Origin of the sequence: Campylobacter showae, assembly GCF_963515975.1 — a bacterium.
Lineage (GTDB): Bacteria > Campylobacterota > Campylobacteria > Campylobacterales > Campylobacteraceae > Campylobacter_A > Campylobacter_A showae_F.
Genome location: NZ_CAUPZM010000003.1, coordinates 42,442 through 65,142, shown reverse-complemented (window position 1 = coordinate 65,142; position 22,701 = coordinate 42,442). Strand labels below are relative to the sequence as shown.

At 45.4% G+C, this 22,701-nt stretch carries 21 protein-coding genes; 3 read left to right on the top strand and 18 right to left on the bottom strand.

The features are described from left to right. Nucleotides 1–59: 59 nt before the first annotated feature. A complete protein-coding gene (locus tag RWM02_RS01710) occupies nt 60–1,250 on the top strand; it encodes an OprD family outer membrane porin (RefSeq protein WP_314068723.1) in 1,191 nt (396 codons plus the stop codon). 286 nt (nt 1,251–1,536) lie between these two features. Here RWM02_RS01710 and RWM02_RS01705 read toward each other — a convergent pair whose 3' ends face one another. The 16 genes from RWM02_RS01705 to RWM02_RS01630 all read right to left on the bottom strand — a co-directional run bounded on the left by RWM02_RS01705 (nt 1,537) and on the right by RWM02_RS01630 (nt 17,744). After that, the gene (locus RWM02_RS01705) at nt 1,537–1,974 is read right to left on the bottom strand and encodes a Dps family protein (protein ID WP_314068722.1); all 438 of its coding nucleotides are present in this window, start codon (nt 1,972–1,974) and stop codon (nt 1,537–1,539) included. Nucleotides 1,975–2,696: 722 nt separating this feature from the next. Then, nucleotides 2,697–3,926 carry a glucose-6-phosphate isomerase gene (locus RWM02_RS01700; RefSeq protein WP_314068721.1) on the bottom strand — a complete coding sequence of 410 codons (1,230 nt, stop codon included), beginning with the start codon at nt 3,924–3,926 and terminating at the stop codon, nt 2,697–2,699. Further along, complete coding sequence (gene galU, locus RWM02_RS01695; protein WP_314068720.1) at nt 3,913–4,746, bottom strand: UTP--glucose-1-phosphate uridylyltransferase GalU; 834 nt, start codon at nt 4,744–4,746, stop codon at nt 3,913–3,915. The genes RWM02_RS01700 and galU overlap by 14 nt, the downstream gene beginning before the upstream one ends. A 288-nt stretch (nt 4,747–5,034) precedes the next feature. Beyond that, nucleotides 5,035–5,544 (bottom strand): flavodoxin family protein, encoded by a 510-nt coding sequence (locus RWM02_RS01690; RefSeq protein WP_314068719.1) that lies wholly within the window; start codon nt 5,542–5,544, stop codon nt 5,035–5,037. Then, nucleotides 5,541–6,764 carry a radical SAM protein gene (locus tag RWM02_RS01685; protein ID WP_314068718.1) on the bottom strand — a complete coding sequence of 408 codons (1,224 nt, stop codon included), beginning with the start codon at nt 6,762–6,764 and terminating at the stop codon, nt 5,541–5,543. The genes RWM02_RS01690 and RWM02_RS01685 overlap by 4 nt, the downstream gene beginning before the upstream one ends. Further along, complete coding sequence (locus RWM02_RS01680; protein ID WP_314068717.1) at nt 6,765–7,538, bottom strand: energy transducer TonB; 774 nt, start codon at nt 7,536–7,538, stop codon at nt 6,765–6,767. Then, on the bottom strand, nt 7,538–8,359 hold the full coding sequence (locus tag RWM02_RS01675) for an ABC transporter substrate-binding protein (protein WP_314068716.1): 822 nt from the start codon (nt 8,357–8,359) through the stop codon (nt 7,538–7,540). Before RWM02_RS01675 ends, RWM02_RS01680 begins: the two co-directional genes overlap by 1 nt. A gap of 31 nt (nt 8,360–8,390) precedes the next feature. After that, entirely contained in the window at nt 8,391–9,158 is a 768-nt protein-coding gene (locus RWM02_RS01670) for an ABC transporter ATP-binding protein (protein WP_314068715.1), read from the bottom strand. A 1-nt stretch (nt 9,159) separates the two neighbouring features. Continuing rightward, on the bottom strand, nt 9,160–10,140 hold the full coding sequence (locus tag RWM02_RS01665; RefSeq protein WP_314068714.1) for a FecCD family ABC transporter permease: 981 nt from the start codon (nt 10,138–10,140) through the stop codon (nt 9,160–9,162). Then, entirely contained in the window at nt 10,130–12,199 is a 2,070-nt protein-coding gene (locus RWM02_RS01660; RefSeq protein ID WP_314068713.1) for a TonB-dependent receptor, read from the bottom strand. The genes RWM02_RS01665 and RWM02_RS01660 overlap by 11 nt, the downstream gene beginning before the upstream one ends. A 50-nt stretch (nt 12,200–12,249) precedes the next feature. Continuing rightward, entirely contained in the window at nt 12,250–12,672 is a 423-nt protein-coding gene (locus RWM02_RS01655) for an ExbD/TolR family protein (RefSeq protein ID WP_314068712.1), read from the bottom strand. Next, nucleotides 12,650–13,279 (bottom strand): MotA/TolQ/ExbB proton channel family protein, encoded by a 630-nt coding sequence (locus RWM02_RS01650; protein WP_002949594.1) that lies wholly within the window; start codon nt 13,277–13,279, stop codon nt 12,650–12,652. The genes RWM02_RS01655 and RWM02_RS01650 overlap by 23 nt, the downstream gene beginning before the upstream one ends. Nucleotides 13,280–13,454: 175 nt before the next feature. Then, on the bottom strand, nt 13,455–13,874 hold the full coding sequence (locus RWM02_RS01645; RefSeq protein ID WP_314068709.1) for a TonB-dependent receptor domain-containing protein: 420 nt from the start codon (nt 13,872–13,874) through the stop codon (nt 13,455–13,457). Beyond that, nucleotides 13,861–15,546: a TonB-dependent receptor gene (locus RWM02_RS01640; RefSeq protein ID WP_314068707.1), complete on the bottom strand. Its 1,686-nt coding sequence runs from the start codon at nt 15,544–15,546 to the stop codon at nt 13,861–13,863. Before RWM02_RS01640 ends, RWM02_RS01645 begins: the two co-directional genes overlap by 14 nt. A 289-nt stretch (nt 15,547–15,835) precedes the next feature. Then, complete coding sequence (locus RWM02_RS01635; protein WP_002949591.1) at nt 15,836–16,105, bottom strand: DUF2470 domain-containing protein; 270 nt, start codon at nt 16,103–16,105, stop codon at nt 15,836–15,838. 55 nt (nt 16,106–16,160) lie between these two features. After that, nucleotides 16,161–17,744 (bottom strand): cyclic peptide export ABC transporter, encoded by a 1,584-nt coding sequence (locus RWM02_RS01630; RefSeq protein WP_314068706.1) that lies wholly within the window; start codon nt 17,742–17,744, stop codon nt 16,161–16,163. Between the two features lie 96 nt (nt 17,745–17,840). Between RWM02_RS01630 and RWM02_RS01625 the strand changes: the two genes are divergently transcribed. Both RWM02_RS01625 and msrA read left to right on the top strand, forming a co-directional pair. Beyond that, a complete protein-coding gene (locus RWM02_RS01625; protein ID WP_314068704.1) occupies nt 17,841–18,461 on the top strand; it encodes an IMPACT family protein in 621 nt (206 codons plus the stop codon). 562 nt (nt 18,462–19,023) lie between these two features. Further along, the gene (gene msrA, locus RWM02_RS01620) at nt 19,024–20,136 is read left to right on the top strand and encodes a peptide-methionine (S)-S-oxide reductase MsrA (protein ID WP_314068703.1); all 1,113 of its coding nucleotides are present in this window, start codon (nt 19,024–19,026) and stop codon (nt 20,134–20,136) included. 287 nt (nt 20,137–20,423) lie between these two features. On the opposite strand, the gene RWM02_RS01615 is transcribed toward msrA, so the two are convergent. Next, nucleotides 20,424–20,672 (bottom strand): chemotaxis protein, encoded by a 249-nt coding sequence (locus RWM02_RS01615; protein ID WP_314068702.1) that lies wholly within the window; start codon nt 20,670–20,672, stop codon nt 20,424–20,426. A gap of 315 nt (nt 20,673–20,987) precedes the next feature. Then, nucleotides 20,988–22,577, bottom strand: coding sequence for an ABC-F family ATP-binding cassette domain-containing protein (locus tag RWM02_RS01610; protein ID WP_314068701.1), 1,590 nt, complete (start codon nt 22,575–22,577; stop codon nt 20,988–20,990). Nucleotides 22,578–22,701: the final 124 nt, after the last annotated feature.

The following is a 22,701-nucleotide window of genomic DNA, read 5'->3' as shown; positions in this document are numbered from 1 at the left end:
ACCAAAGGTTATATTATGCTACTATTCTCACATATTTAATCTTTCTTAAGGAGAAAATAATGAAAATTGCTAAAATTTCATTAGCAGCTTTGGTTGCACTAGGTGCTTTCTCAACTGTAGCGAGCGCTACACCGCTTGAAGAAGCTATTAAAAATGTAGATCTATCAGGATATGCTAGATATAGATATAATAATATTGCTGTCAAAGATAGTGCTGGGCAAAAAGACAATACTGTTGCACATCATCAATTTAAATCAGAATTTTCTTTTAAAGCTGCTCTTGATGACAATTTCTTTGGCGTTTTGACTCTTAGGTATAATTCTAAAGATAGTTCGGCTTTTAACGCTGATAACGCTGTAGATAATACAAACACAACAGATCCATTTAATGTAAAAGAATTTTACCTAGGATATAAAGTAGGTAATACTACTGTAACTGCCGGTAAACAAACTATAGGTTCATTCTTTACTGATGATGCTGTTGGTACAGGTCTTAGGGTTGAAAACCAAGATATTACTGGTTTAACACTAACAGCACTTGCATTTGATGCGCTAGAAAACAATAGCGAAAGTGATGGTAATATATATGGCTTCCTTCCTAGAATTTTCAATAATAACCTTTACGCAGCAGCTGCTATCGGTTCTTATGATCCGGTAAGCTTTCAATTATGGTATGCATCTTTAGTTGATTCTGTTAACCTCATGATAGGTGACGTAAACTTTAGTCTTAATGTTACTGATGATGTAAATATCGGTGCTCAAGTTCAATATGCACATGCTGATATAGATAGTAATGTTGGTACAGACTACAAAGACACAGACTTTTATGCAACAGAGCTGGGTACGAAAGTATTTGGTGCTGATGTAGCTGCAGGTTATATAGGCTACAAGGTTCACGACAAAGCTAAAGGTTTTGTAAGCCTGGAGGATCAAGGTTCATTTATAGATGTAGGCGAGATAAAATCTGCTCTTGACTATACTGCTCTTGAGGGTAAAGCAAATTTCTGGTTCTTAAAAGCAGGATACACTTTTGCTGAGAAATTTAGAGTGGGCGGCGATTACTCTAACGGTAAAGTTAAGCTTGCTTCGGGTGATAAAGAGAAATATCAAGAGTATGTAGCCAGACTAACTTATGATTACAGTGCTAAGCTTCAGTTCTCAAGCTTCTATGCGTATGAGATCAATAAACACCAAGACGATTCAAAAGACAAGACTAAACAGCTAAGATTCCAAGCTAAATACACATTCTAATTTTAAATATCTCGGGGTTATCCCGAGATATTCTTCTTTTTCCCTATTTCTTGTATAGTTAATGTTTATTTTTTGAGTATGCTCTTTAATTACAGTTTGCAGGCAAAGATACCTTGATAAAACAGCCAAATCACCACTTTAATATCTAAATTTGATTTATTTTTTGAATATTGATAACTTGCTAATTTTTTAAAAATGCTAAATAGCTAAGCTGATATTTTATAGAGATAAAAATTTTAAAGAAAAGAATAAAAAAGAGGAGAGGGAGGGGCTTGCGCCCCAAAAATTAAGCTAAAGTAGCTTTAAGCATCCAGATGGCTTTTTCATATTTTGCGATTTTATCTTGTGCCATAGCTACGGTTGTGCTATCTTTGGCTTCGTCAGCTACCTCCTCAAGCTTTTTAAACTCGCCTAAAAGGTGCTCGTACTCAGCTAAAACGCCTTTTAAAACCTCTGTTGGAGTGTAGCTATCTTTATTATCGGTTTTTGGATGCGCTAGTTTGTTTAGCTCTTCCATCTTTGTGATGGCTCTACCGCCTAGCTGTATAGCGCGCTCAGCGACGTCATCAAATATCTCTGCCATATCTTCGTACGCTTTTTCGGTGTATTCGTGTACGCTAAAGAACTGAATACCTTTTACATACCAGTGGTAGTCGTGAAATTTAACGAATAACGCATGGGCGTCAGCTTGGATTTGATTTAACTGGGTAACAACTTTTGACATTTTGTCTCCTTTGATTTGATTTATGGTGAAATTATAGCATATGAAACTTAAAGAAAAATAATTTGCAAATAATAAAAATTATTGTTTGTGAAAAGTTTTTGATAATTTAGAATACATTACTTTATTAAGTGTTGATAAAGGTTGCTACGAGGTGTAAAAATCTTTCTGGATCGAATAGGTCTACGTTCTTTGGTGGGCCTTTAAATTTCACTAAATATGCCAAAAATACCCAAAAAGAAAGTTTTGGCAATGAGAGGAAAAAGTTTAGAAATTTATATTGCAAATTATAGGATGATATATGGTAGAAGCTGTTAAATTCGTCTATAAACGCGTTTGCCAAATAATATTTATGATCAAGCCAGTGGTATCAAAAAAGTAAAATCTAGCAAATTTACTGATAAATTTTATTCGCACGACTTTGGCTAAGGCTAAAGATCGCGCGATACCGCCCCAAATTTACGCCTCGAGTTATCAACGCTACAAAAATGAATAAAAAAGTCGCGCCACAAAGAAGTAGCTTGTTGTTTATTCGCCGACATTTGACGAATGCGCATTAAATTTCCGCCCAAAATTTGCCAAAACAAAGCTACGACCAATTTGACTCAAATTTGCCGACGATACCGTAAATTTGAGCCGTCAGCTCAAAAAATACTAGACTAACGGGGCTTTGTTTGTACACAGCTTCGCAAATAAAAACACGCGTTAAATTTACGCCGCAGCCTTTATTTTCCCGCCGTCAGCATCGTTTTTAGTATGCGTTTGCCGACCTCGACGCCTGGCTGATCGTAGGTATTTATGCCTAGCATTATGCCCGTAGCCGACGTGAGAAGCTCGAAATAATAAATCAAAAATCCCGCGCTTGCCTCGTCTAGCCGCTCAAGCTCGATGACGTCCACGCTGATGCCTTCTTGCACGAGCGCATGCATGGTGGCGCTGCACTGGGCGTTGATTAGCTCGCCCAAATTTAGCCCGTTTACGAAGTCGCAGCCCTCAAGACCGTTTAGGGTAATGTTCGGTATCGCCGTGTTTGCGTCCGCGGCGGCTACCTTGATGAAACTTACCGTTTTGTCCTTAACGCCGTCCATGATGAGCTGCAAAAAGCTGTGCTGGTCGCGCGAGCCGATGAGTCCGACGGGCGTGAGTCCGTAGCGCTTGTAGCCCTTTTTCTTGCCCAGGCTCTCCGCCCACAGCTGCACGTACCAGTCGTTAAATTCCAAAAACCTATCGCCGTAGCTAAATATCACGTTGATCTTGGCGTTTTTATGCGTCGCATAGTGGTAAGCTTTTTGTAGCAGCGTATCGTCGCCGTCCTCCAAAAAGCGCTTTTTACACGCCCGTGCTCCCTCTAGTAGCGCCGCCGCATCGTATCCGCATAGCATTAGCGGCACGAGCCCGATCGCGCTAAGCACGCTAAATCTACCGCCGACGTTTTTGGGGATATTAAAAAATTTGATGCCGTTTTGCTTAGCGTAGGCTTCTAGCGGCGAGGCTGGATCAGTGATGACGATGAAATTTGCGCTCAAATTTGAGGGCTTAAAGCGCTCCAAAATGCACTTAAACAGAGTGATCGTCTCGATCGTAGTGCCCGATTTTGACGAGATGATAAAAAGCGTCTCGTTAAATTTGATGCTTTCGCAAACGCTCTCAAAGCTAAATGCGTCTACGTTATCAAGAAAATAAAGCTCACGCTCGCGGCTCCTTTTTGCGCTTGATAGCATCGTTTTTAGCGCCTTGACGCCCAGGCTACTGCCGCCGATGCCTACTAGCACGACGCTTTTTACGTGCGTGAGCGTCGTTTCAAATTCGGCGATTTGGCTTAGTAAATTTGCGCCGATTTCGGGCAGGTGATAGTAGCCGATCTCGCCACCTTTTAGCTCGTCGTTCATGCGTTTTGCGTAGGAGCCGATCGCACTTAGCGGCGTACGCTCGAAAAATAACTCATTTTTTAGCATTTTTGCCTAGCTCGTAGAAGAAATTTGTCGCCTGCACGAAGCCCTCGACGCTACCGCAGTCAAAGCGCTTGCCTTTAAATTTATATGCTAACACCATGCCGTCTTTGGCTTGCTCTTTTAGCGCGTCGGTGATCTGCACTTCGCCGTTCTTGCCTGGCTTGGTGCGCTCTAGGATCGTGAAAATATCAGGCGTCAGGATGTAGCGGCCGATGACGGCTAGGTTGCTCGGAGCTTCCTCGGGATCTGGTTTTTCGACCATATCGCTAATCATGAGCAAATCGTCCTCGATCGCGCGACCCGTGACGATGCCGTAGTTTTTGCTCTGTTCGATCGGCACTTCCATCACCGCGACGACGCTGCAGCGGTATTTCTCGTAGATTTTTACCATTTGAGATAGCACGCCTTCGCCCTCTTCGTTGATGCACAGGTCATCGGCCAGCACTACGCCAAACGGCTCGTCTCGCACGAGGACTTTACCCGTGTGGATGGCGTTTCCTAGGCCTCTCATGCTCTCTTGACGCGTGAATGAAAACGTGCAGCGCGCCATTAGCTCTCTGATTTCGGTTAGCAGGTGTTCTTTGTTCGTGCCAGAGATTTGATGCTCTAGCTCGTAGCTGATATCAAAATAGTCCTCCAGCGCGCGTTTGCCGCGGCCAGTTATAAACGCCATGTTTTTCATGCCGGCCTCCAGCGCCTCGTCCACGCCGTAGTGGATCAGCGGTTTTGTGAGGATCGGCAGCATCTCTTTTGGTAGCGATTTGGTCGCAGGCAAAAATCTCGTGCCGTAGCCCGCAGCCGGAAATAAACAAGTTTGTATCATAATTTTCCTTTTGATTTTTTAGGAGATTATAGCGAGTTTTGGCTTATTTAGAGTATCAAGGGCGGTTTTGAGCGGTCAAATTTTACTAAATTTAATTTTGCCGGCCGAGACCCTAGTCTTGAAAACGTAAAATTTAACTCTATCAAATTTAAAAACCAAATTTAGCGACTTAAAATTGCGGGTCTGGGCGAGTAAAATTTAAAGTAAATCCAAAAATAGGGCGCAAATTTACAAATTTAAAATGCGCCGAATTTATAAAGCAAATTTGACCGCCGGAGGGCGGCAAATTTATATCCCTCTAAACGCCGCTTTCGCGTTTTCTAGATCGTTTGCGTCAGGGTGAGTTGCGGCTCTAGCCCATCTGGCTTCGCGCTCTGGAGTCACGGCGTAGCGCGGGTCGTTTGGTGCTGCTTCGCCCATTTTGCGTAGTTGCTCGATGACCTTTGGATCGATCGCGCCTTGACAGTAAAACTCGCGTAAAATTTCATTCTCGCCCTCGCGTAGCACGACTTTTGCCTTTTCTAGGCAGTTCATCGCGTGCTCGTGCTCGGGATCCATGCCAAGCGTCATAAATACGCCCGTTTTTTTGCCCTTTATCTCGCGTAAAAAGCGTTTAAATTTAGGCTCCGCGTCGCCCTTATCGACGTAAAATCCAAGCGCGATAAAGTCGTAACCGTCCAAATTTATGTGCAGATCCTCGGTAAATTTGACCGCCTCGCAGCCAAGCTCGTTTGCGATGGCAAGACCGACTTTTTCGGTATTTCCGGTCGCGCTCGTGTAGATAACTATTTTTTTCATTCAAAGTCCTTTTGTGAGATATTTGCTACTTCGGTGCCGATCGACATACCCCAAAATATGCCGTCCGTCGTGTAGTTTAAAAAGCCGTTTTCTATGCGCATATAGCCTTTGCTTTCGCATTTTTTGAAAAACTCCATTAGCGCGTCAAATGTCTCATCGCTAACTAGGCTTTTTATCTGCGCGAGGTCGATTTTGGGGTACATAAAGAGGCTTTTTAGCCGTCCCTCGGCACGCTGTTTGTCGTCTACTTTGTTTATCATACGCATTTTTTCTTTAGCGTTGTAGATGTCGTAGTAGCCTAGCCTTCCGCCCGAGCCTCTTCCCAGCGGCAGGATATCGGCGCCTTGGTGGCTTAGGCGGATATACTGATAGCGGTCGCGGCCGATGCGGTTAAATTTAGTATGCTCTAGTACCTCGTAGTTGCCCGTGCCCAGCAGCTTTTCAAAGAAAGCGTTGTGTAGCTTATGCTCGTAATTTACGTCGTAGTAGTCCTGCGAGACCGTCTTTGCGAGCTCTGATTTTTCAAAAAGCTGAAGCGAATAAAAGCTCGTGCTGTCGATCTCTAGCTCATCGACTAGGCGCGCGTCTTCTAGCACCTCGTCTATAGTTTGATCCGGGTAGTTAAAGATAACGTCCGTGCAAACCATGCCGCTAAAATTTTGCCTGATCATTTTTAGGTGCTCTATCGCGCCTTTTTTGTCGTGGACGCGGTTTAGCAGTTTGCGACCTTTGTCCGAAAACGTCTGCACGCCGATACTAAAGCGGTTTACGCCTAGGCTTTTTAGCAGGCGCACTTTGCTCAAATTTAGATTATGCAGCGTGGTTTCTAGGCTAAATTCGCAGTCGTCCGAGATATTAAAATTCGAGCGCAGAGCCGCGATAATGGGCTCTAGGTGCTTTTCTTTTAGTATCGTAGGAGTTCCGCCGCCAAAATAGACGCTGCGGATATTTTTAGCTTGTAGATACGGGAATTTACCGTATTTTTCGATCTCGCCAAGTAGATACTGCGTGTAGCTATCTAGCTCGTCCTCTAGCTTCGTGCGGTTCATCGAGCAAAACGAGCAGATATTATCGCAAAATGGCACGTGGATGTATATCACGCCGTCCTTTTGCGTCGGTAGCTCCTCGGTTAAAAATTTCTCGACCTCGGCGTTAGTCGCCATTTTTATTTTTTTGGGACGCGTCGGCCCTGCGTGCCCCTTTTGTCTGGTTTCAAACATCTATTCCTCCGTTTTGAACTCGTAAGGTTTGGTAATTATACAATGCGAAATATTTTTTAACGCTTTAATTTCTAACTCCTTTGTTATTTTCACCGCTTCGTCGTTAAAGATTTTATTTTTCCCGCGAACGGCTATTATCTTTATCTCTCCGTCAAATTTAAAATCAACCTCGACCTTAAACGTCCCGCTTAGCCGCAGCATGATCGCTTTTTTGGGATATTTGGCCTCCGGCTCGCGCGCCACGGTAAAGCCTACACCCTCTTTGCACGCGTTTTGCTCTTTTGCTTCGCCGCTATTTTGCGCGGCGGGCTGCTTTGCGGGAGTTAAATTTGAGCTAGGCTGCGCGCTTTGCTCGGCGGGTAAAATTTGACTCGGTGCTGGTACTGGTTCAAATTTAGGCTCCTCTTTTACAGCTTGCGCCTGCTTTGGCGAGATTTGCTTTTTTATTTTGGGCTTTGGCGGTTGCTTTTTCTCCTCCTTTGGCTTTTTGAGTTCGGTCTCTACCGGCTTTGGCTCGGGCTGTAAAATTTCGGGCTCGGACTCAAATTTGACCGGTTGGGACTGCGTTTCTTGCAGCCATTCCATAGGTTTTTCTAGCGGCTCCGCGCTTTGAGGCGGTATATACTCTCTAGTCTCTTTACCAGGCTCTTCTTGCGTCAAATTTAGCTTGATCTTTATCGTTTCTTGCGGTTTTGCGCTCTCTATCTGGCGCGAGTTTAACGGCAAAAAAAGCAGAGCTAAATTTAAGACGAGCGAGACTAGAAAATAGCGCATTATTTGCTTAGCATCTCGTAAAATTTATCTACGGCTTCGCCTATGCGAGGCGTTCCTCTAAGCAGCAGCGAGGAGGGCACGGTGAGCACTTTGCCGTTTTTGGCGGCGTTTGTTTTTTTAAGCACCGGATTTTGTTTTAGGAAATTTTCGCCGTTGCCGCCCATGCCGCCGATAACGACGATGAAGTCCGGATTTTGCGACAAGATAAACTCGGTCGAGACGATCGGAGTCGAGCCCTCTACGCTATCGGCGATGTTTTTTAGCCCGAGTTTGGTAAAGATATCGCCCGGTAGCGTCTTTGAGCTAAAGCCCGTAAGCGGCGTCGAGGAAAATACCGCTAGTATCTTTTTGCCCTTTACCTCGCTGTTTGCAAAAGAGTCGAGTTTGGATTTTATCTCGCTTACGACTTCGCTCGCTTTTTGCTCTTTGCCCGTTACTTTGCCGATTTCTTCGATATTTTTGTAGATATCGCCGACGCTATCGGCTTTTAGCGTGAGGGTTTTTAGGTTAAATTTAGCAAGGCTCTCGTTTACGTTTGCCGAGTGAAAGCTAGTGACGACGAGATCAGGCTTTAGCTCGACGATCTGCTCGATATTTGGCTTCGTGTAGGTGCCCACGCTTTTTAGCTTTACGGTTTGATCCTCGGGCCAAATTTTAGAAAACTGAAGCGTAGCGATGGCCGCTAGCTGATCCTGTGCGCCTAGCATATAGACTATCTCGACGACCGAAGGGTCTAGCACGACTAGCTTTTTGGGCGCGTTTGCGGTTAAATTCGTCAAAAGACAACTGATAGCGAGTAAAAATGCCGCGACTTTTTTCATAGAAAATCCTTTCAAATTTTGATTTATAAATTTATCTCTTTACGGGCACTACGAACGGCATGCCGTCGTGTTCTAAAATTTCGCAGTTTAGCCCGTAAATTTCATATAAAATTTCTTTCGTATAAAGCTGCCTTGCCGTGCCTGCGTAGCGTATCTCGCCGTCTTTTAGCATCACGAGTTCGTCGCAAAACATAGCGGCTAAATTTAGATCGTGCAGCACGGCTACGGAGAGTAAATTTAGCTCTCTAGTTAAATTTTCGCAGATCTTTAGCATCTGAACCCCGTAGTTTAGATCCAGCGCGCTCGTAGGCTCGTCAAGAAGCAAAATCTTTGGCTCGCTAACTAGCGCTCTAGCTAGCAGAACTCGCTGAAATTCGCCGCCGCTTAAAGAGTGGGCGCTGCGTTTGGCAAACCGCTCTACGTCAAGTAGGCGCATGATCTCGTAGGTTTTTGCTACGTCGTTTGCGTCGTATCCGCTAAACTGGCTTTTTAGATGGCAAAAGCGCCCCGTTAGCACGATGTCCTCGACCGTAAGAGGCATGCTTAAAACCGTTTTTTGCGGCACGAAGCCTAAAATTTTAGCTAGCTCTTTTAGCGAATAATCCTCCAGCTTTTTGTTTTCCAGGGTTATTACGCCGCTATTTGGCGATAAAATTCTTAGGATATTTTTTAAAAGAGTGGATTTGCCGCAGCCGTTTGGGCCCAAAATCCCTACGAACCGACCGTTTTTGAGGCTTAAATTTACGTTTTTTAGTATCTCTTTTTTGCCGTAGCTAAAGCATAGTTTTTCTACTTTCACCTTATATGCTCCTGCTTGAACGGATAGCTAAAAATAGAAAAAACGGAGCGCCGAAAAACGCCGTAACTACGCCTATAGGCACCTCGGTCGGGCTTAGGACGCTTTTACCTATCGTGTCGCAGGCTAGCAGGAAAAACCCGCCCGCAAAGGCGCTAATCGGTATCAAAACGATGTTGCTCGAGGTTTTTAGTATCATGCGTAGCGTGTGCGGGATGATGAGCCCCACAAAGCCTATCATACCCGTAAACGCAACCGAAAACGCCACGGCCAAAGACGAGACGATGAGCAGGCGTTTTTTCATCTTTTCGACGTCCACGCCTAGGCTTTGAGCCTCTTCGTCGCCGCTTAGGATGACGTTTAATTCAAATCGCTTAAAGTAAAAATACGCCATAGATAGCACGAGGGGAGCGCTGATGTAGGCGATCTTTTCCCAGTTGGCAGAGCCTACGTAGCCCATCATCCACGCTACTATCTTAAAGCTATCCTCGCCGATGAGGTAGGTAGCAAAGCTCGTAAATGCGCCCAAAAACGACGAAAACGCGATACCGATGATAAGAAGCGTGGCGATGGATTTGCCTTTTTTAGAGAGTTTAAAGATCAGCACCGAAAGTATCGCCGCGCTAAAAAAGGCAAACACTCCGTAGTAAAAATCGGGCAGCTTTAAAAGATAAGCCGCCACGGCGCCAAAGGTCGCGGCGGAGGCGATGCCGATGATGTAGGGATCGGCTAGCGGATTTAAAAACACGCTTTGCACGACGACGCCAGAGCTTGCTAAAAGCATGCCGATTAAAAAGGCCATTATGACGCGCGGCAAGCGGATTTCTAGCAGGATCGTTTCCTTTATCTCGTCTATCTCGCTGCCGCTTGCAAATTTGATTATATCTTGCCACGAGATATCGGCTCCGCCGAGACTAAGCGAAAATATAAAAAGCAGCGCCGTAAGCACCGCCAAAACCGCCGTAACTCCGTTTTTAGTAGGCATACTTAAACTCTACGTAGTAGTTTCTCTCGTCGGCGGGCTCGTATATGTCCTCTAGCACGCTTTGGTAGGCGTTATATTTTTTGTTGAATAAATTTTTAACTCCCGCAGAGACCGAAAATCCGCCTTTAAATTTATACTTCGCCCCAAGATCCACTAGCGTTCTAGACACGGTTTGCGTCTCGTAGCCCGAGATATCGGTCACGCCCGAGTAGATCGCTCTTTTTAGCTTTGATAGGTATTTGACGTCAAGGAGTAAATTTAGATCCTTGATCGGCTCGTAGTCGAGGCTAGCGACAAATTTGCTCTTTTGCACGGTCGGCACCTCCATGCCTTTGTTGCTGCCTTTTTTAAATTCGGCTTTTACGTAGGAGAAGGTCTGGCTGGTTTTTAGGTTGTCTAAAATTTGCTGTTCGGCGTAGAGTTCGGCTCCGTATCTCCTGACGTCGTCTAAATTTATAAAAAACCAACCGTCGGTTATGTTGTTAGTTAGCGTCCTAGTGTAGATTTCGTTTTTGGTATCGGTTAAAAATACGGTCGCGCTTACGAAGCTATCATAGATCATATCTCTAACGCCAAGCTCGTAGGTTTGGTAGGTTTCGGATTTTAGATTGTTTACTACGTAGTCGGTTCTGTTTGGCTTATCTACGAACTGAACGGGCGATGGCGAGACGAAGCCGCGTTCAAATTTAAAATAAACGTTGCCGGTGTCTGAGTACTTAAAGCTAGGCGTTATCTCAAAGGCGTGGTTGTCCGAGTTTTTCTTGCCTTTAAAGGACGAAGCGCTAGTTATCGTTCGGCCGGGCGTCATGATGGCGGATTTTGAGCGCCTATCCATATCGTTTCTAGCTAGCTCGAATCTATACCCCGCGCTCAAAGAAAACTGATCGGTGAAGTCGTGTTTTTCTAGCACGTAAAACGAATGCGTTTTCTTTTCTACGTCAAATTTGGTCGTGACGTCGGCGCTTACCGTGATAGGGCCGCGTCTGCTCGTAGATTTTGAGTGTATAGATCTTTTGGCCTCTTGCCTTAAAAAGTCGTAGCCGAATATAAAATCTCCGCTGCCGTAGCCGTATTTGCCCTTAAATTTAGCCCCGGCTTGCTTGTCGGTTAGCCCTAGCGCTCCGCTGCCGCCGTCTTTGTAGGCGCTATACGAGTCCATAGTTAGCTTTTGATAATAAGGCGATAGATTAAACGTCAGCGCGTCGTTTAAATTTATAGAGTAGTCGGCGTTTACGCTAACTCTTTTGTTTAGAAAGTCGGTTTTGCTTGATCCCGCTTGCCTTCTGTCCTGCTCTAGCTGAGCTTTGCTTAGAGCGCCGGTGGTGCGGCTTTTGTCTTTAAAATAGCTTGAGTCGATAGATAGCGCCTGATCGTCCGTTATTTGATAGGTTAGGCCGCCCGAGACGTAGTCCTCTTTGATTTTATCCCCGCGTCTATATCCGTTTGAGTCCGATTTTTTCGCGTTTAGTTTTAAAGATAGCGCGTCGGTTACTCCGCCGCCGACGTTTAGGGCTACGTCTTTATACGAGTAGGAGGCGAGCTTGCTAGAGACGCCGGCGTAAAATTTCTTTTTGCTCTTTTTGGTGATGATATTTATCACGCCTCCCATTGTGCCGCTGCCGTATAGCACGGTGCCGCCTCCCGGGACTATCTCTATCCTATCTACGTCCTCGATAGGTATCATATCTACGGGGATTCTAGTAGGCGTAGTGTCGATCATGTTTAGCGCGACGCCGTCCACCATCACCTTTACGGTTGTGGTCGATCTAGCCGACGAGCTCCTTCTGGAGCCTTGTCCTCGCATATCTACGTTGTTGCCGTTTAGGCTGACGCCCGGAGCTTTTTCTAGGGCTTCTTTGATATCGCGGTATCCTCTATCCTCTATCTCTTTGGCGGTTATTACCGTTACGTTTCTAACCTCGTCTTTTAGCGCGCTCTCAAAGCCAGTCGTGGTTATGACGGTGGCGTTTAGTCTAGTGGAGCTATCCTCCGCGGCGTATAAATTTAGACTTGCTATCAGCGAAAGCGCGATAGCTCCTTGGCTTGATTTAGCAATCATAGTTGTTCTCCTTGGTTAAATTTACAGGGAGATAAAACTAGGCTCATTTTCTATCCTTTGGGCTTTTTCTTGATATTTAGTTCGACGTTTTGCGTGCCATTATCTTTTAAAATAGAGATCAAATTTACGACCTCGCCGTAGTTTATCGCTTCATCTGCGTTTAGTTTGACGCTCTCTTTTTGCTTTGGGGTCAAATTTGCTATTTGAGCGGCTAGATCCGCCAAATTTAGGCTCTTTTGCTCGCCGCCAACGCTTAAAAGCACCTCGCCGTTAAGCAGATAAAAAACCTCGACGTTTTTAGTATCTTTTTCGTCTAAATTTGACGCGCTTTGGGGTAGGGCGATGTCGATGTGGGCAAATTTATTAAAAGAGGTCGTAACCATAAAAAACAGCAAAAGCACGAATATCACGTCGATCAAATTTAGCATCGAGATGCCGGCGTATCTGGCTTTATCTCTGCGGACATACTTCACAGCTTCTCCTTTCAAAACTGCGTCCAAATAGGCTCATAATGCGGTTTAGATCGTTTAGGATGAAATCTATCTTTTTGCTAATCATGAGAAAAAATATCACGCAAGGAATCGCCACTATGAGCCCAAAAGCCGTCGTATAAAGCGCCTCAGAGATGCCGACTGCTACGAGCGGAGCGTCCACGCCGCCGCTAAGTCCGCTAAAGGCCTTTATCATACCGACTATCGTACCAAGAAGTCCAAGCTGCGGGCTCGCGCTAGCGCAAAGACCCAGTATCCACGTACGCCGCTCAAGCGAGGTTAGCTGCATGGATACGGCCTCCTCGGCGATGTAGTCGATCTGCGTTTTGCTCGCGCCTTCGCCCAAATTTTCCGCGACGAAAAGCGCGGTTTTGGCAAGCGAGTTTTTGTAACCTTTGCAAAATTCTTTGATTTTTGCGTAGTCGCCTTCTAAAATCAGATTGCAAAGCTTGATCTTAAACGAACTCGTCGCGTCTATCTCGGTAAATAAAAAATACGCTCCCTTTTCAAGAAGCACCGCAATACCGAGCACCGAGAGGCAAAATATCGGCCACATAAATATGCCGCCGACTTCTATATACTCAAACATTTTAATCCTAATATTAATTATCAAAAGCTGTTTATTATATCGCCGCTATCATTAATCGGTAATAAAATTCGGCAAGATTTCATAGCGTTAGATAACAAAATCCAAATAACGTTTCGCAGAAAAGTAGAGCGTCCAAAAAGGCAAATTTAGGGCATAAAGCCCTAAATTTAGCGGTTTAGTAAGTGTATTTAAACTCTACGTAGTAGTTTCGCTCGTTTGCCGGGCTATACTCGTAGATGCCGGTTTGGCTGTTTTTGCCTTGATAGTCGTAGTATTTTTTGTTAAAGAGATTTTTTACGCCACCGGTTATGCTAAGTCCGTTTTTAAATTTATACGAAACGCCTGCGTCCACGATGCTGCGAGAGGAGATGTCGTCGTAGTTTAGGTCCTTTTTCTTGGAGTAAAATTTATAGTCCGCAAACAGGTGCAAGTCGCTCACGATCTCGTAGTCCTCGCCGAATATAAATTTGTGTTTTGAAACGTAGGGCACCTCTTTGCCCGCGTTATCGCCTTTTTTGATCGTCGCGTTTACGTAGGCGTAGGACTGGCTTAAAATCAGCCTATCAAAGACGTTTTGCCTGCTAAAAAAACTCAAATCCGTAGCGTCTGGTTTTTGCGATGTTGTAGTATTTCCAAGCGTCTCCGTGATTGGCCCCTAGCTCGGCGTAGGCTATCTCGTCGCTAGTATCGGTTAAAAACACGGTAGCGTTTACCGGCATGCTTGCGACGTGATCTTTTAGTCCGATCTCGTAGGTGTTAAATTTCTCGGATCTTAGGTCGTTAAATTTGTACTGTTTGGTCACCTGATCCTTGTCGGTTAGCTGAGAAGGCGAAGGCGAGATGTAGCCGCGCTCAAATTTAAAATACACGTTTCCCGTGTCTGAGTATCTGAAATTGGGCGTAAACTCAAACGCGTGGTTGGTAATATCTCTGCCGTCGCTTATGGCGTTGTAGCTAGTCATCGGAGGAAAAGGCATGCCGTTTCTAAAGCCCTTCATATCAGAAACTCTGCTCGCCTCGTACTGCGCGAGCTCAAATCTATACCCAAAGCTTAGATCGAAAAGTTTGGTAAATTTATGCTTTTCCATAAAATAAAACGCGTGCGTGGTCTTTTCTAGATCGAGCGTCGTATCGTGCTTCATACTCATCACTGGCGGCATTTTCACGGCATAGTGCGACTCTCTTTCGCCCTTGTTTTGCTCGTAGTCGTAGCCAAAGATAAACTCGCCGCTACCGTAGTCGAGCTTGTTTTTAAAATTTATGCCGTATTTTTTATCGCCGAAAAGTCCCTCCATCGGATAGCGCACGCCGCGAGCCAACTCGGTCGATGAGGTTTTGATTTTGATTTTTTGATAATACGGCATCAAATTTACCGAGTAAAAGTCGTTAAATTTGCCCTCATAAACAGCGTTTACGTCGATTTTTTCGTTTTCAAAAAGCTTTGTTAGGCCGTTGTTGGCGTTTTGTCTGCGGTTTTGCGAAGCTTGATCCTGGGTTAGAGTGCCTGGATCGTTTCTTTTTGATTTAAATATGCTAGGCGTCAAATTTAGCGAGTGAGAGTCGTTAAATTTGTAGTTTAGTCCGCCGCTTAGGTAGTATCCGCGCTCCTTGTAGTCGTGTCTGTAGCCTTTTTGACCGAAGGCCTTGCCGCTAAATTTTAAAAACAGATCCTCGCTCGCGTTTCCGCCGACGGTTGCTGCGGCGTCGCGGTAGCTATATGAGCCGATTTTTGAGCTTACGTTTGCGAAAAAATCTCGCGGTCTTTGCTTGGTGATGATATTTACCACGCCGCCTCTAGTGCCGCTGCCGTATAGCACGGCTCCGCCTCCGGGCATCACTTCGACCTGCTCGACGTCCTCGATGGCTATCATCTCAAGCGGTATGATGCCGTGCGCCGCATCGACCATATTTATCGGCACTCCGTTTAGCATGATTTTTACGGCCATAGTAGGCGTCGCGCCGTCTCCGCGCATGCCTTGTCCGCGCATATCTATGTTTTCTCCCAGGCTTGAAGTGCTGACGAAATCGACGCTAGGGATCTTTTCTACGAGCTCTTTTATCGTGCGGTAGCCGTAGGCTTCGATGTCTGTTTTGGTTACGACGAATATATTTCTGGTCTCTTCTTTTAGCGCGCTTTCAAAGCCCGTCGCCGTTACTATGGCGGCGTCAAGCGTGACGTTTTGGGTTTGGGCGTTTAGGCTCGCGGCTGCGGCTAGCGACAAAAGTATAAATTTGACGCCTTGTGCGTTTGATCTTTTTTTACTCATTTGAACTCCCTTCGATTTTATCATAATTAATAATGATAAAAATTCTCGTTACCTTACTATTTTTGGTATTAATTAATAATTAAAATCAGTTTTTATAATTTTGATTTATTAATGCGTAAATTCGAGCGGGATTTCGGGTTTAAATTTGCAGACGATTTTGCGCGTTTAAAGCGTAAAATATAAAAGGTTTTAAAATAAATTTGACGCGAAGTAAAATTTGAGGGTTAAATTTGGCGTAAAAGTAAGCAGACGCGGTAAATTTGCGCTCCTGCCAATGAGCAGAGGAGGTTTACCCCTCCATGCTGTTTACGATGTTTATGACCTCGTCGCGTAGGCTCTCGACCGTTAGTTCGGCTTTTTTCTCAAACGGTACAAACACCTCGCCCTCGTCGCAGGCGATATGCATGCCGTCCTCGGTGATATCGGTCATTTTGACGTTTTGCGGGTTCGTAAAGCCGCCGAATTTTGCACACATATCCTCTGTAAGGCCGATGAAGTTATCGTTCATCATGCCTAGCGCCATCTCTTTAGCTTCTCTTGCTTCCTCGCTCAGCTGCATTATGTCTCCTTATTTAAAAATGATATCCGTTATTTTAACCATCTTTAGCTGAATTTTATCCCTTAACGAGTGCGATCTGCCCGTTTCGTATCTCGTAAATTTTATCCGCCGCGTCAAAATACGCATCGTCGTGGCTGATCGCAAAAATCGTGTATCCTTGCGCCTTTAACTCAGGCAAAAACTCTACGTAAAAATGCCGTCTAAACTCCGGGTCTTGATCGGCTGCCCACTCGTCAAGGATCAAAAATTTGCGCCTTTCAAGTAGCGCCGCGACCATAGCGAGGCGTTTTTTCTGGCCTTGAGAGAGATTTAGTGTGCTAAAAATCCCGTCTTTGACGCTTACTTTGTTTTCTATCGACATCTTTTTTAGCAGCACCTCTATCAGCGCCTCATCGTCGCTCATTACCTCGTCAAAGAGATAAAAGTCGCTAAACACCGCGCTGATCGTGTTTGCGTAGCTTTTTAAATTTGACTCGGTGATTTTGACGTCATCTGCAAACATCTCGCCGCTTTTTGGCGCTAGAAGTCCTGCTAGAATCATAAATAGCGTGCTTTTACCGCTGCCGTTTTTGCCGATCAAAAACACCGTCTCGCCGCGCTTAATCTCTAAATTTATATCCTTTAGAGCAAATTCGCTCCCCTCGTCGTAGGCGAAATTTATATCTTTTAGGCGTAGTTTTTGCCAAATTTGCGGAGCCGTCTCGCCCAGCGTAAATTCAGGCTCAAAGGGCGCTAGGTCTAGCTTTTTTAGCCGCTCGTAAGCGATGCGCGCGCGAAATACGCTAGGCACCGAGTAAAGCAGCATCATGAGAGGCGCTCGCAAAAAAAGTATCGCTAGCGCAACCGTGATCGCGTCTTGCAGGCTCGCAGCGTCGTAGGCTAGGCAAAAATATATCTCGATACCCACGGCGCCTAGCATCACGGTGTTTAGCCAGTTACTCATAAAGGACTGATGGATCTCGGCTTTTACGATATTTTCGCGCAGGCTTTTTGCGTTTGGGATAAAGCGGTCCCAAAAAAGCCGCTTTGCGCGGGCTAAATTTAAGCTAAGCTCCCTATGCCCCTCGATGCAGGTCTGATAGTCGCGATATAGCGCATCCTCGCCGTTACGGCATTGTTCGTAGTATTTGTGGATATTTTTGATGAAGTATCGGCAAATCCATGTCGCCGCGCTCATCCAAAGCACCAAAAACACGAAAATCTCGGCTGAGATATAAAGCACGTAAGCGCCCGTAGCGCCGATGATGAGCACGCCTTGGATAATGCTTGGCACCTGCATAAAGCCGTCGGTTAGGCTACGCACGTCGCTTGAGAGCGAGGCGATCAAATTTGACTTGCCCGCGGCTACGATTTTTTGGTTTGAGGTATCGAGTATTCTTTTTATCGTTTTGGCTCGCAGCTCGTAGACAAAATCGTTGCCGATCACGCTAAGAGCGATGCGCGAGAGCACCGAAAAGCCCAAAAACAAAATCAAAAGCGCGAAAAACGCGAGCAAAATTTGAGCGTCTTGTTCTTTTAAATTTAAGAGGTATTTGTTGATAAAGGCTAGTATTAAGATCCCAGAGCCGCTAAAAACGGCGCTAGATACGATCATAGCGATGATTTGCCAAAGCATTTTTTTTGAGATTTTTTTAAACATTTTCATTCTTTTTGAGAGCTTATTTCATTTTAGCCGCCATTTTATAAGAATATTTTTAAAATTTCGCTAAAATCGGGCTTTATTTAAAGGAGAAATTTGCAAACGGTTTTGCAGGTCGTATCGACCAAAACTGAAGCCAAAAAATCGACGTTTTTATGTTTTTTGTGTCCTATTTGCGAGTTTAAGGCCTTGCACGAGCGCCTAAAGGCCGAGCATCCAAAGGCCGCGCACGTCGTGTGGGCGCTGCGCGAACGAAACGGCTACGGCCAGATAGTAGAAAATCAAAGCGACGACGGCGAGCCAAAGGGCACGAGCGGGCAACCCTCGCTAAACGCGCTTAGAGGCGCCCAGCTCGTAAACGTGGGCGCGCTAATAGTTCGGTATTTCGGCGGGATAAAGCTAGGCACGGGCGGACTCGTGCGAGCTTACGGCGCAGCGGTAAACGCGGCGATAGAGGAGGCTGCGGATTGCGGTGTGCTAGTTAAATTTGAGATAAAATCGCTTTGCGTGTTTTTTACGCCATATACGCTGGGATCGCGCTTTGAGCACTATTTTGAAAAGCGAAATTTAAGCTTTGAGCGCGAATTTAACGAAGAGGGTGTGATCTGGCGAGCGGAGTTTAACAGCGCCGAATTTGAGGAATTTCAGGCATTTGCGAGCGGGTTTGAGCAGGAGGGGTTTAAGTTCTACGCCTTGCCGTTAGTCGCGAAAGGGTAAGTTAAGAGGCGAAATTCACGTTGGGTTTATGTTAGACGGTTATAATTTCGCCGATTTTGGCTAAGGCTTGTCTCGCGAGCGCTTTTCCGAGATTTCGCAAAATTTTCGCTCCGCAGGCTATATGCCTAGCGCACGCTCAATTTTGCTTCAAAACTTGAAAAATCATCTCACGATACTTCGCCTTATCTTTTTTGCGATCAAATTTGAAGTCAAATTTGTAAATTTTACCCACCGAGATCTGCATCTTGAAAATGCAAATTTAAAATTTGAAGCGCGTAAGCGCTGAAATTAAACCTGCACGTAGTGCAGCAACCTCTCACGTCGTAGGGGTTGGGGGATCCGTTAAGGGGGAAGGGAGCGACTTCGTAATTCAAGCCCCTTCCCCCTTAACAAGAAAGGTTAATTTACGCAAGGAAGCCAAACTCGCAACGCTAAATTTAACCAAACCAAATTTAGCATTTTCAAGATGCAGGTCTCGGTGCGTAAAATTTAAAACCGTCAAATTTGAAGTCAAATTTGCCAGAATCAAATTTAGTCTAAATTTAAGCCACAAGGAGCGAAAATGCTTGGCAAAACGTTAAAAACAGCAGGAATAGTCGGCGCTTTGGCGCTATTTTTAGGTATATTTTTAAATTTACAAGGAGAACAGATGAATCATAAAGCAAAAGAGTCTGCGACCGCGAACAAAACGATCGTGCTAGCGGGCGGGTGCTTTTGGGGTACGGAGGCCTATCTCAAGCAGCTTCCGGGCGTAGTTAGCACCTACACGGCCTACGCGAACTCAAAGGTGCCAAACCCTAGCTACGAGCAGGTCTGCACGGGCGACACGAACGCCGCCGAGGCCGTCTGGGTCGAGTACGACGAGTATGTGATTGATTTGCCGCATTTGCTCAAATTTTATTTTAACACCATCGATCCCACCAGCCTAAATAAGCAAGGCGGCGACCGCGGCACGCAGTACCGTACGGGCATCTACTACACCGATACAGCGGACGAGCCGGCGATCAGAGCCTTTATCGCCGAACAACAAAAAAACTACAAAGCACCAATCGTAACCGAGATCGCGCCGCTAGAAAATATCTACAAAGCCGAGGAGTATCATCAGGACTATCTGGACAAAAATCCGCACGGCTACTGCCACGTGACCTTTGAGAGCCTGCCTAAAAAGGGCGAAATTTTGAGCAACAAAAAGCGCGATATGAAGCAAAATTTGCAAAACTACAAAAACAAAGACGACGCGGCGCTAAAAAATGAGCTAAGCGCCATCTCATACGACGTTGTAAAGCACGCCGCGACCGAGCGCCCGCACAGCAGCGAGCTAAACGCCGAGGAGCGCATCGGCATCTACGTCGATATCACCAACGGTCAGCCGCTTTTTAGTTCGTATGATAAATTTGACGCGGGCTGCGGTTGGCCAAGCTTTACTAAGCCGATAGATGCTAGCCTGATCGCCGAAAAGTCCGATCTATCGCACGGCATGGTGCGCACCGAGGTCAAAACCGCGATGTCGGACTCGCACTTGGGGCATGTATTTGACGACGGTCCGCGCGATAAAGGAGGGCTAAGATACTGCATAAACGGCGCTGCGCTGAGGTTTGTGCCAAAGGAGGAGATGGGGGAGCAGGGGTATGGGTATTTGATACCGTATCTCGACGCGCAGTATTCTAAAAAATAGAGGCTTGTCTTTTTGCCCTATACGTCGTTACTTTTAAATTTGGCTCGGTCATTACCGATTAGGTAACTCCCGTCGCCAAATTTAAAAGTGCCTCGTCTAGAACAAAAATACCTCGCCTTAACTTTTACTATTCAAATTTGAAGTCAAATTTGTAAATTTCGGCTTCAAATTTTACTCGCCGAGACCCGCATCGCAAAAACGTTAAATCTTGTTTTTATTCCTTATTGTGAGTAAAATTTTTCTCGTCCTTAAAGAAAGAATTTAAGAGATTTAAATTCGGCGGAAGTTTATTCTTTATGCTCTTTTAGTGCTTTTATTCCCTCGCACTCTTTTAGTTCCGCAAAATCAGCGTGTAGTTTTTCGTGGATTTTAAAAATTTGCACGCCGACGTCGGTAAAATCGCGGTAATAATCCTTAAAATTGGGGTCGCTTTTTGATAGCTCGATAAAATTTTTAACCAGCTCGCCCGCCTCTTTTACCATATTTACTATCAGTTCATCGCTTTTTTGTAGTAAATTATTTACGCTTTCACCCATTAGCATTCTCTCCTTGTGCTGCTACATTCGCATCTATTTGCTTTTATATTTGGCTGTTTTTTCGCAGTAGTAAATGATATAGATAAATGTTATCATAGAAATATTTATCTCATTCTTAAGAAACGATACGCGGCAGTAAATTTGAAAAATATGTCGGCATTTTCGTAGCGCAAGCCTTATAAATAGTCGCTAAAAAGATAAGCGGTAAAATTTAAATCCAAGCAGTAAAACGGAGTTAAATTTGCCGCTTGGTTTTACTCTCAAATTCGGCGAGCATCAAATTTGCCCGCCAAATCAAAAGCCAAAATCAAAAACTTAAGCCGTCGCCCCTTCGTTCATCGCGGCGTATTCTTCAAAGGTTCCCTTAAAATCGACGACCTCGCCGTTGCCTTTTAGGTGGATGATGCGGTTAGCAAAGGCGTCGATGAGCTCTCTGTCGTGGCTCACGCAGATGACGTTGCCGCCGAATTTATACAGCGCCTCACCTAGGGCGATAATGGCTTCGAGGTCGAGGTGGTTGTTTGGCTCGTCTAGTACGAGCAGATTGCCGCGCTCTAGCATCAGGCGGCTTAGCATCAGGCGGTGTTTCTCGCCGCCGCTTAGGCTGCCGACGGATTTTTCCTGCTCGGCGCCGCTAAATAGCATCCTGCCTAGGCACTTGCGGATCTCGTCTAGGTCCTTGTTGTTTTCGTCTTGCAGCCACTCGTAGAGCTTTAGCTCGCCGGTGATTTTATTCGTCGTGTCCTGCGCAAAATAGCTAGGCTCTATCGTCGCGCCCACGTGCACTTCGCCGCTATCTGGAGCGACCTCGCCGATGATGATTTTAGCCAGCGTGCTTTTGCCTACGCCGTTTGCGCCGATGATAGCGACTTTGTCGTTCTTTTCGAGCTTGAAGCTAAAATTTTCAAACAAAACCTTGTCGTATGTTTTGCTGATGCCGCGCACCTCTAGGATCTCGTTGCCGATGTCGCGCTTGGTGCGGAAAAGTATGCTAGGATCGCGTCTGCTTGATACTTTGATCTCCTCGATGTCGAGTTTGTTTAGCTGCTTTTGGCGGCTTGTGGCTTGGCGAGCCTTGCTCGCGTTTGCCGAGAATCGCGCGATAAATTTCTCCAGCTCTTCTTTTTCTTTTAGCTTTTTGTCGCGCTCCATCTCGTGCTGTTTGGCAACCAGCGTCGAGGCGATGTACCAGTCGTCGTAGTTGCCCGCAAACTGCCTAATTTTCTTAAAATCCACGTCTAGTATGTGCGTGCAAACCGCGTTTAAGAAGTGGCGGTCGTGGCTGATTAGCACCATCGTTCCCTCGTGGCGGTTTAGCTCGTTTTCTAACCACTTTATGCTATCGATATCAAGGTTGTTGGTGGGCTCGTCAAGGAAAAGAATGTCCGGCTTTGGAAATAGTACTTGAGCGAGCAGGACTTTAAATTTATCCGAGTTTTCGACCTCGCTCATCGGCTTTTCAAAGTCGCTAAAGCCAAGCGAGCTTAGGATTTTTTCGATGCGTACCTCGTACTCGTAGCTAGGATCCTCCTCGGCGCTTATCATCTCAAGCTGCGCCAGACGGTCGTTTACGGCGTCGGTAAACTCTTCGCTCATATAGAGGCGCTCTTTTTCTTTTACTGCGTCGTAGAGGCGTTTGTTGCCGTATAGCACGGCGTCTTTGACGCTAAAGTTTTCAAACGCAAACTGATCTTGACCTAGTACGCCTACTTTTAGCCCGTTTTCGATGACGATCTCGCCGCTGTTTGCTTCGATCTCGCCTGCAAGGATTTTTAAAAACGTCGATTTTCCCGCGCCGTTTGCGCCGATGAGACCGTAGCGGTTGCCGCGAGTGAGCTTTAAATTTACGTCCTCAAATAGCAACTGCGCGTTAAATCTCATTAATAAATTTTTGACTTCAAGCATATTTACCCTTAAATTTTACTTTTAAAATTCTAGATTGTGCCAAAAAATCGTTTAAAATTAGTATAAACACTTATCTAAGATCAAAAAACTTTTAAACAAAAATGTGATAAAATGAGCAAAAATT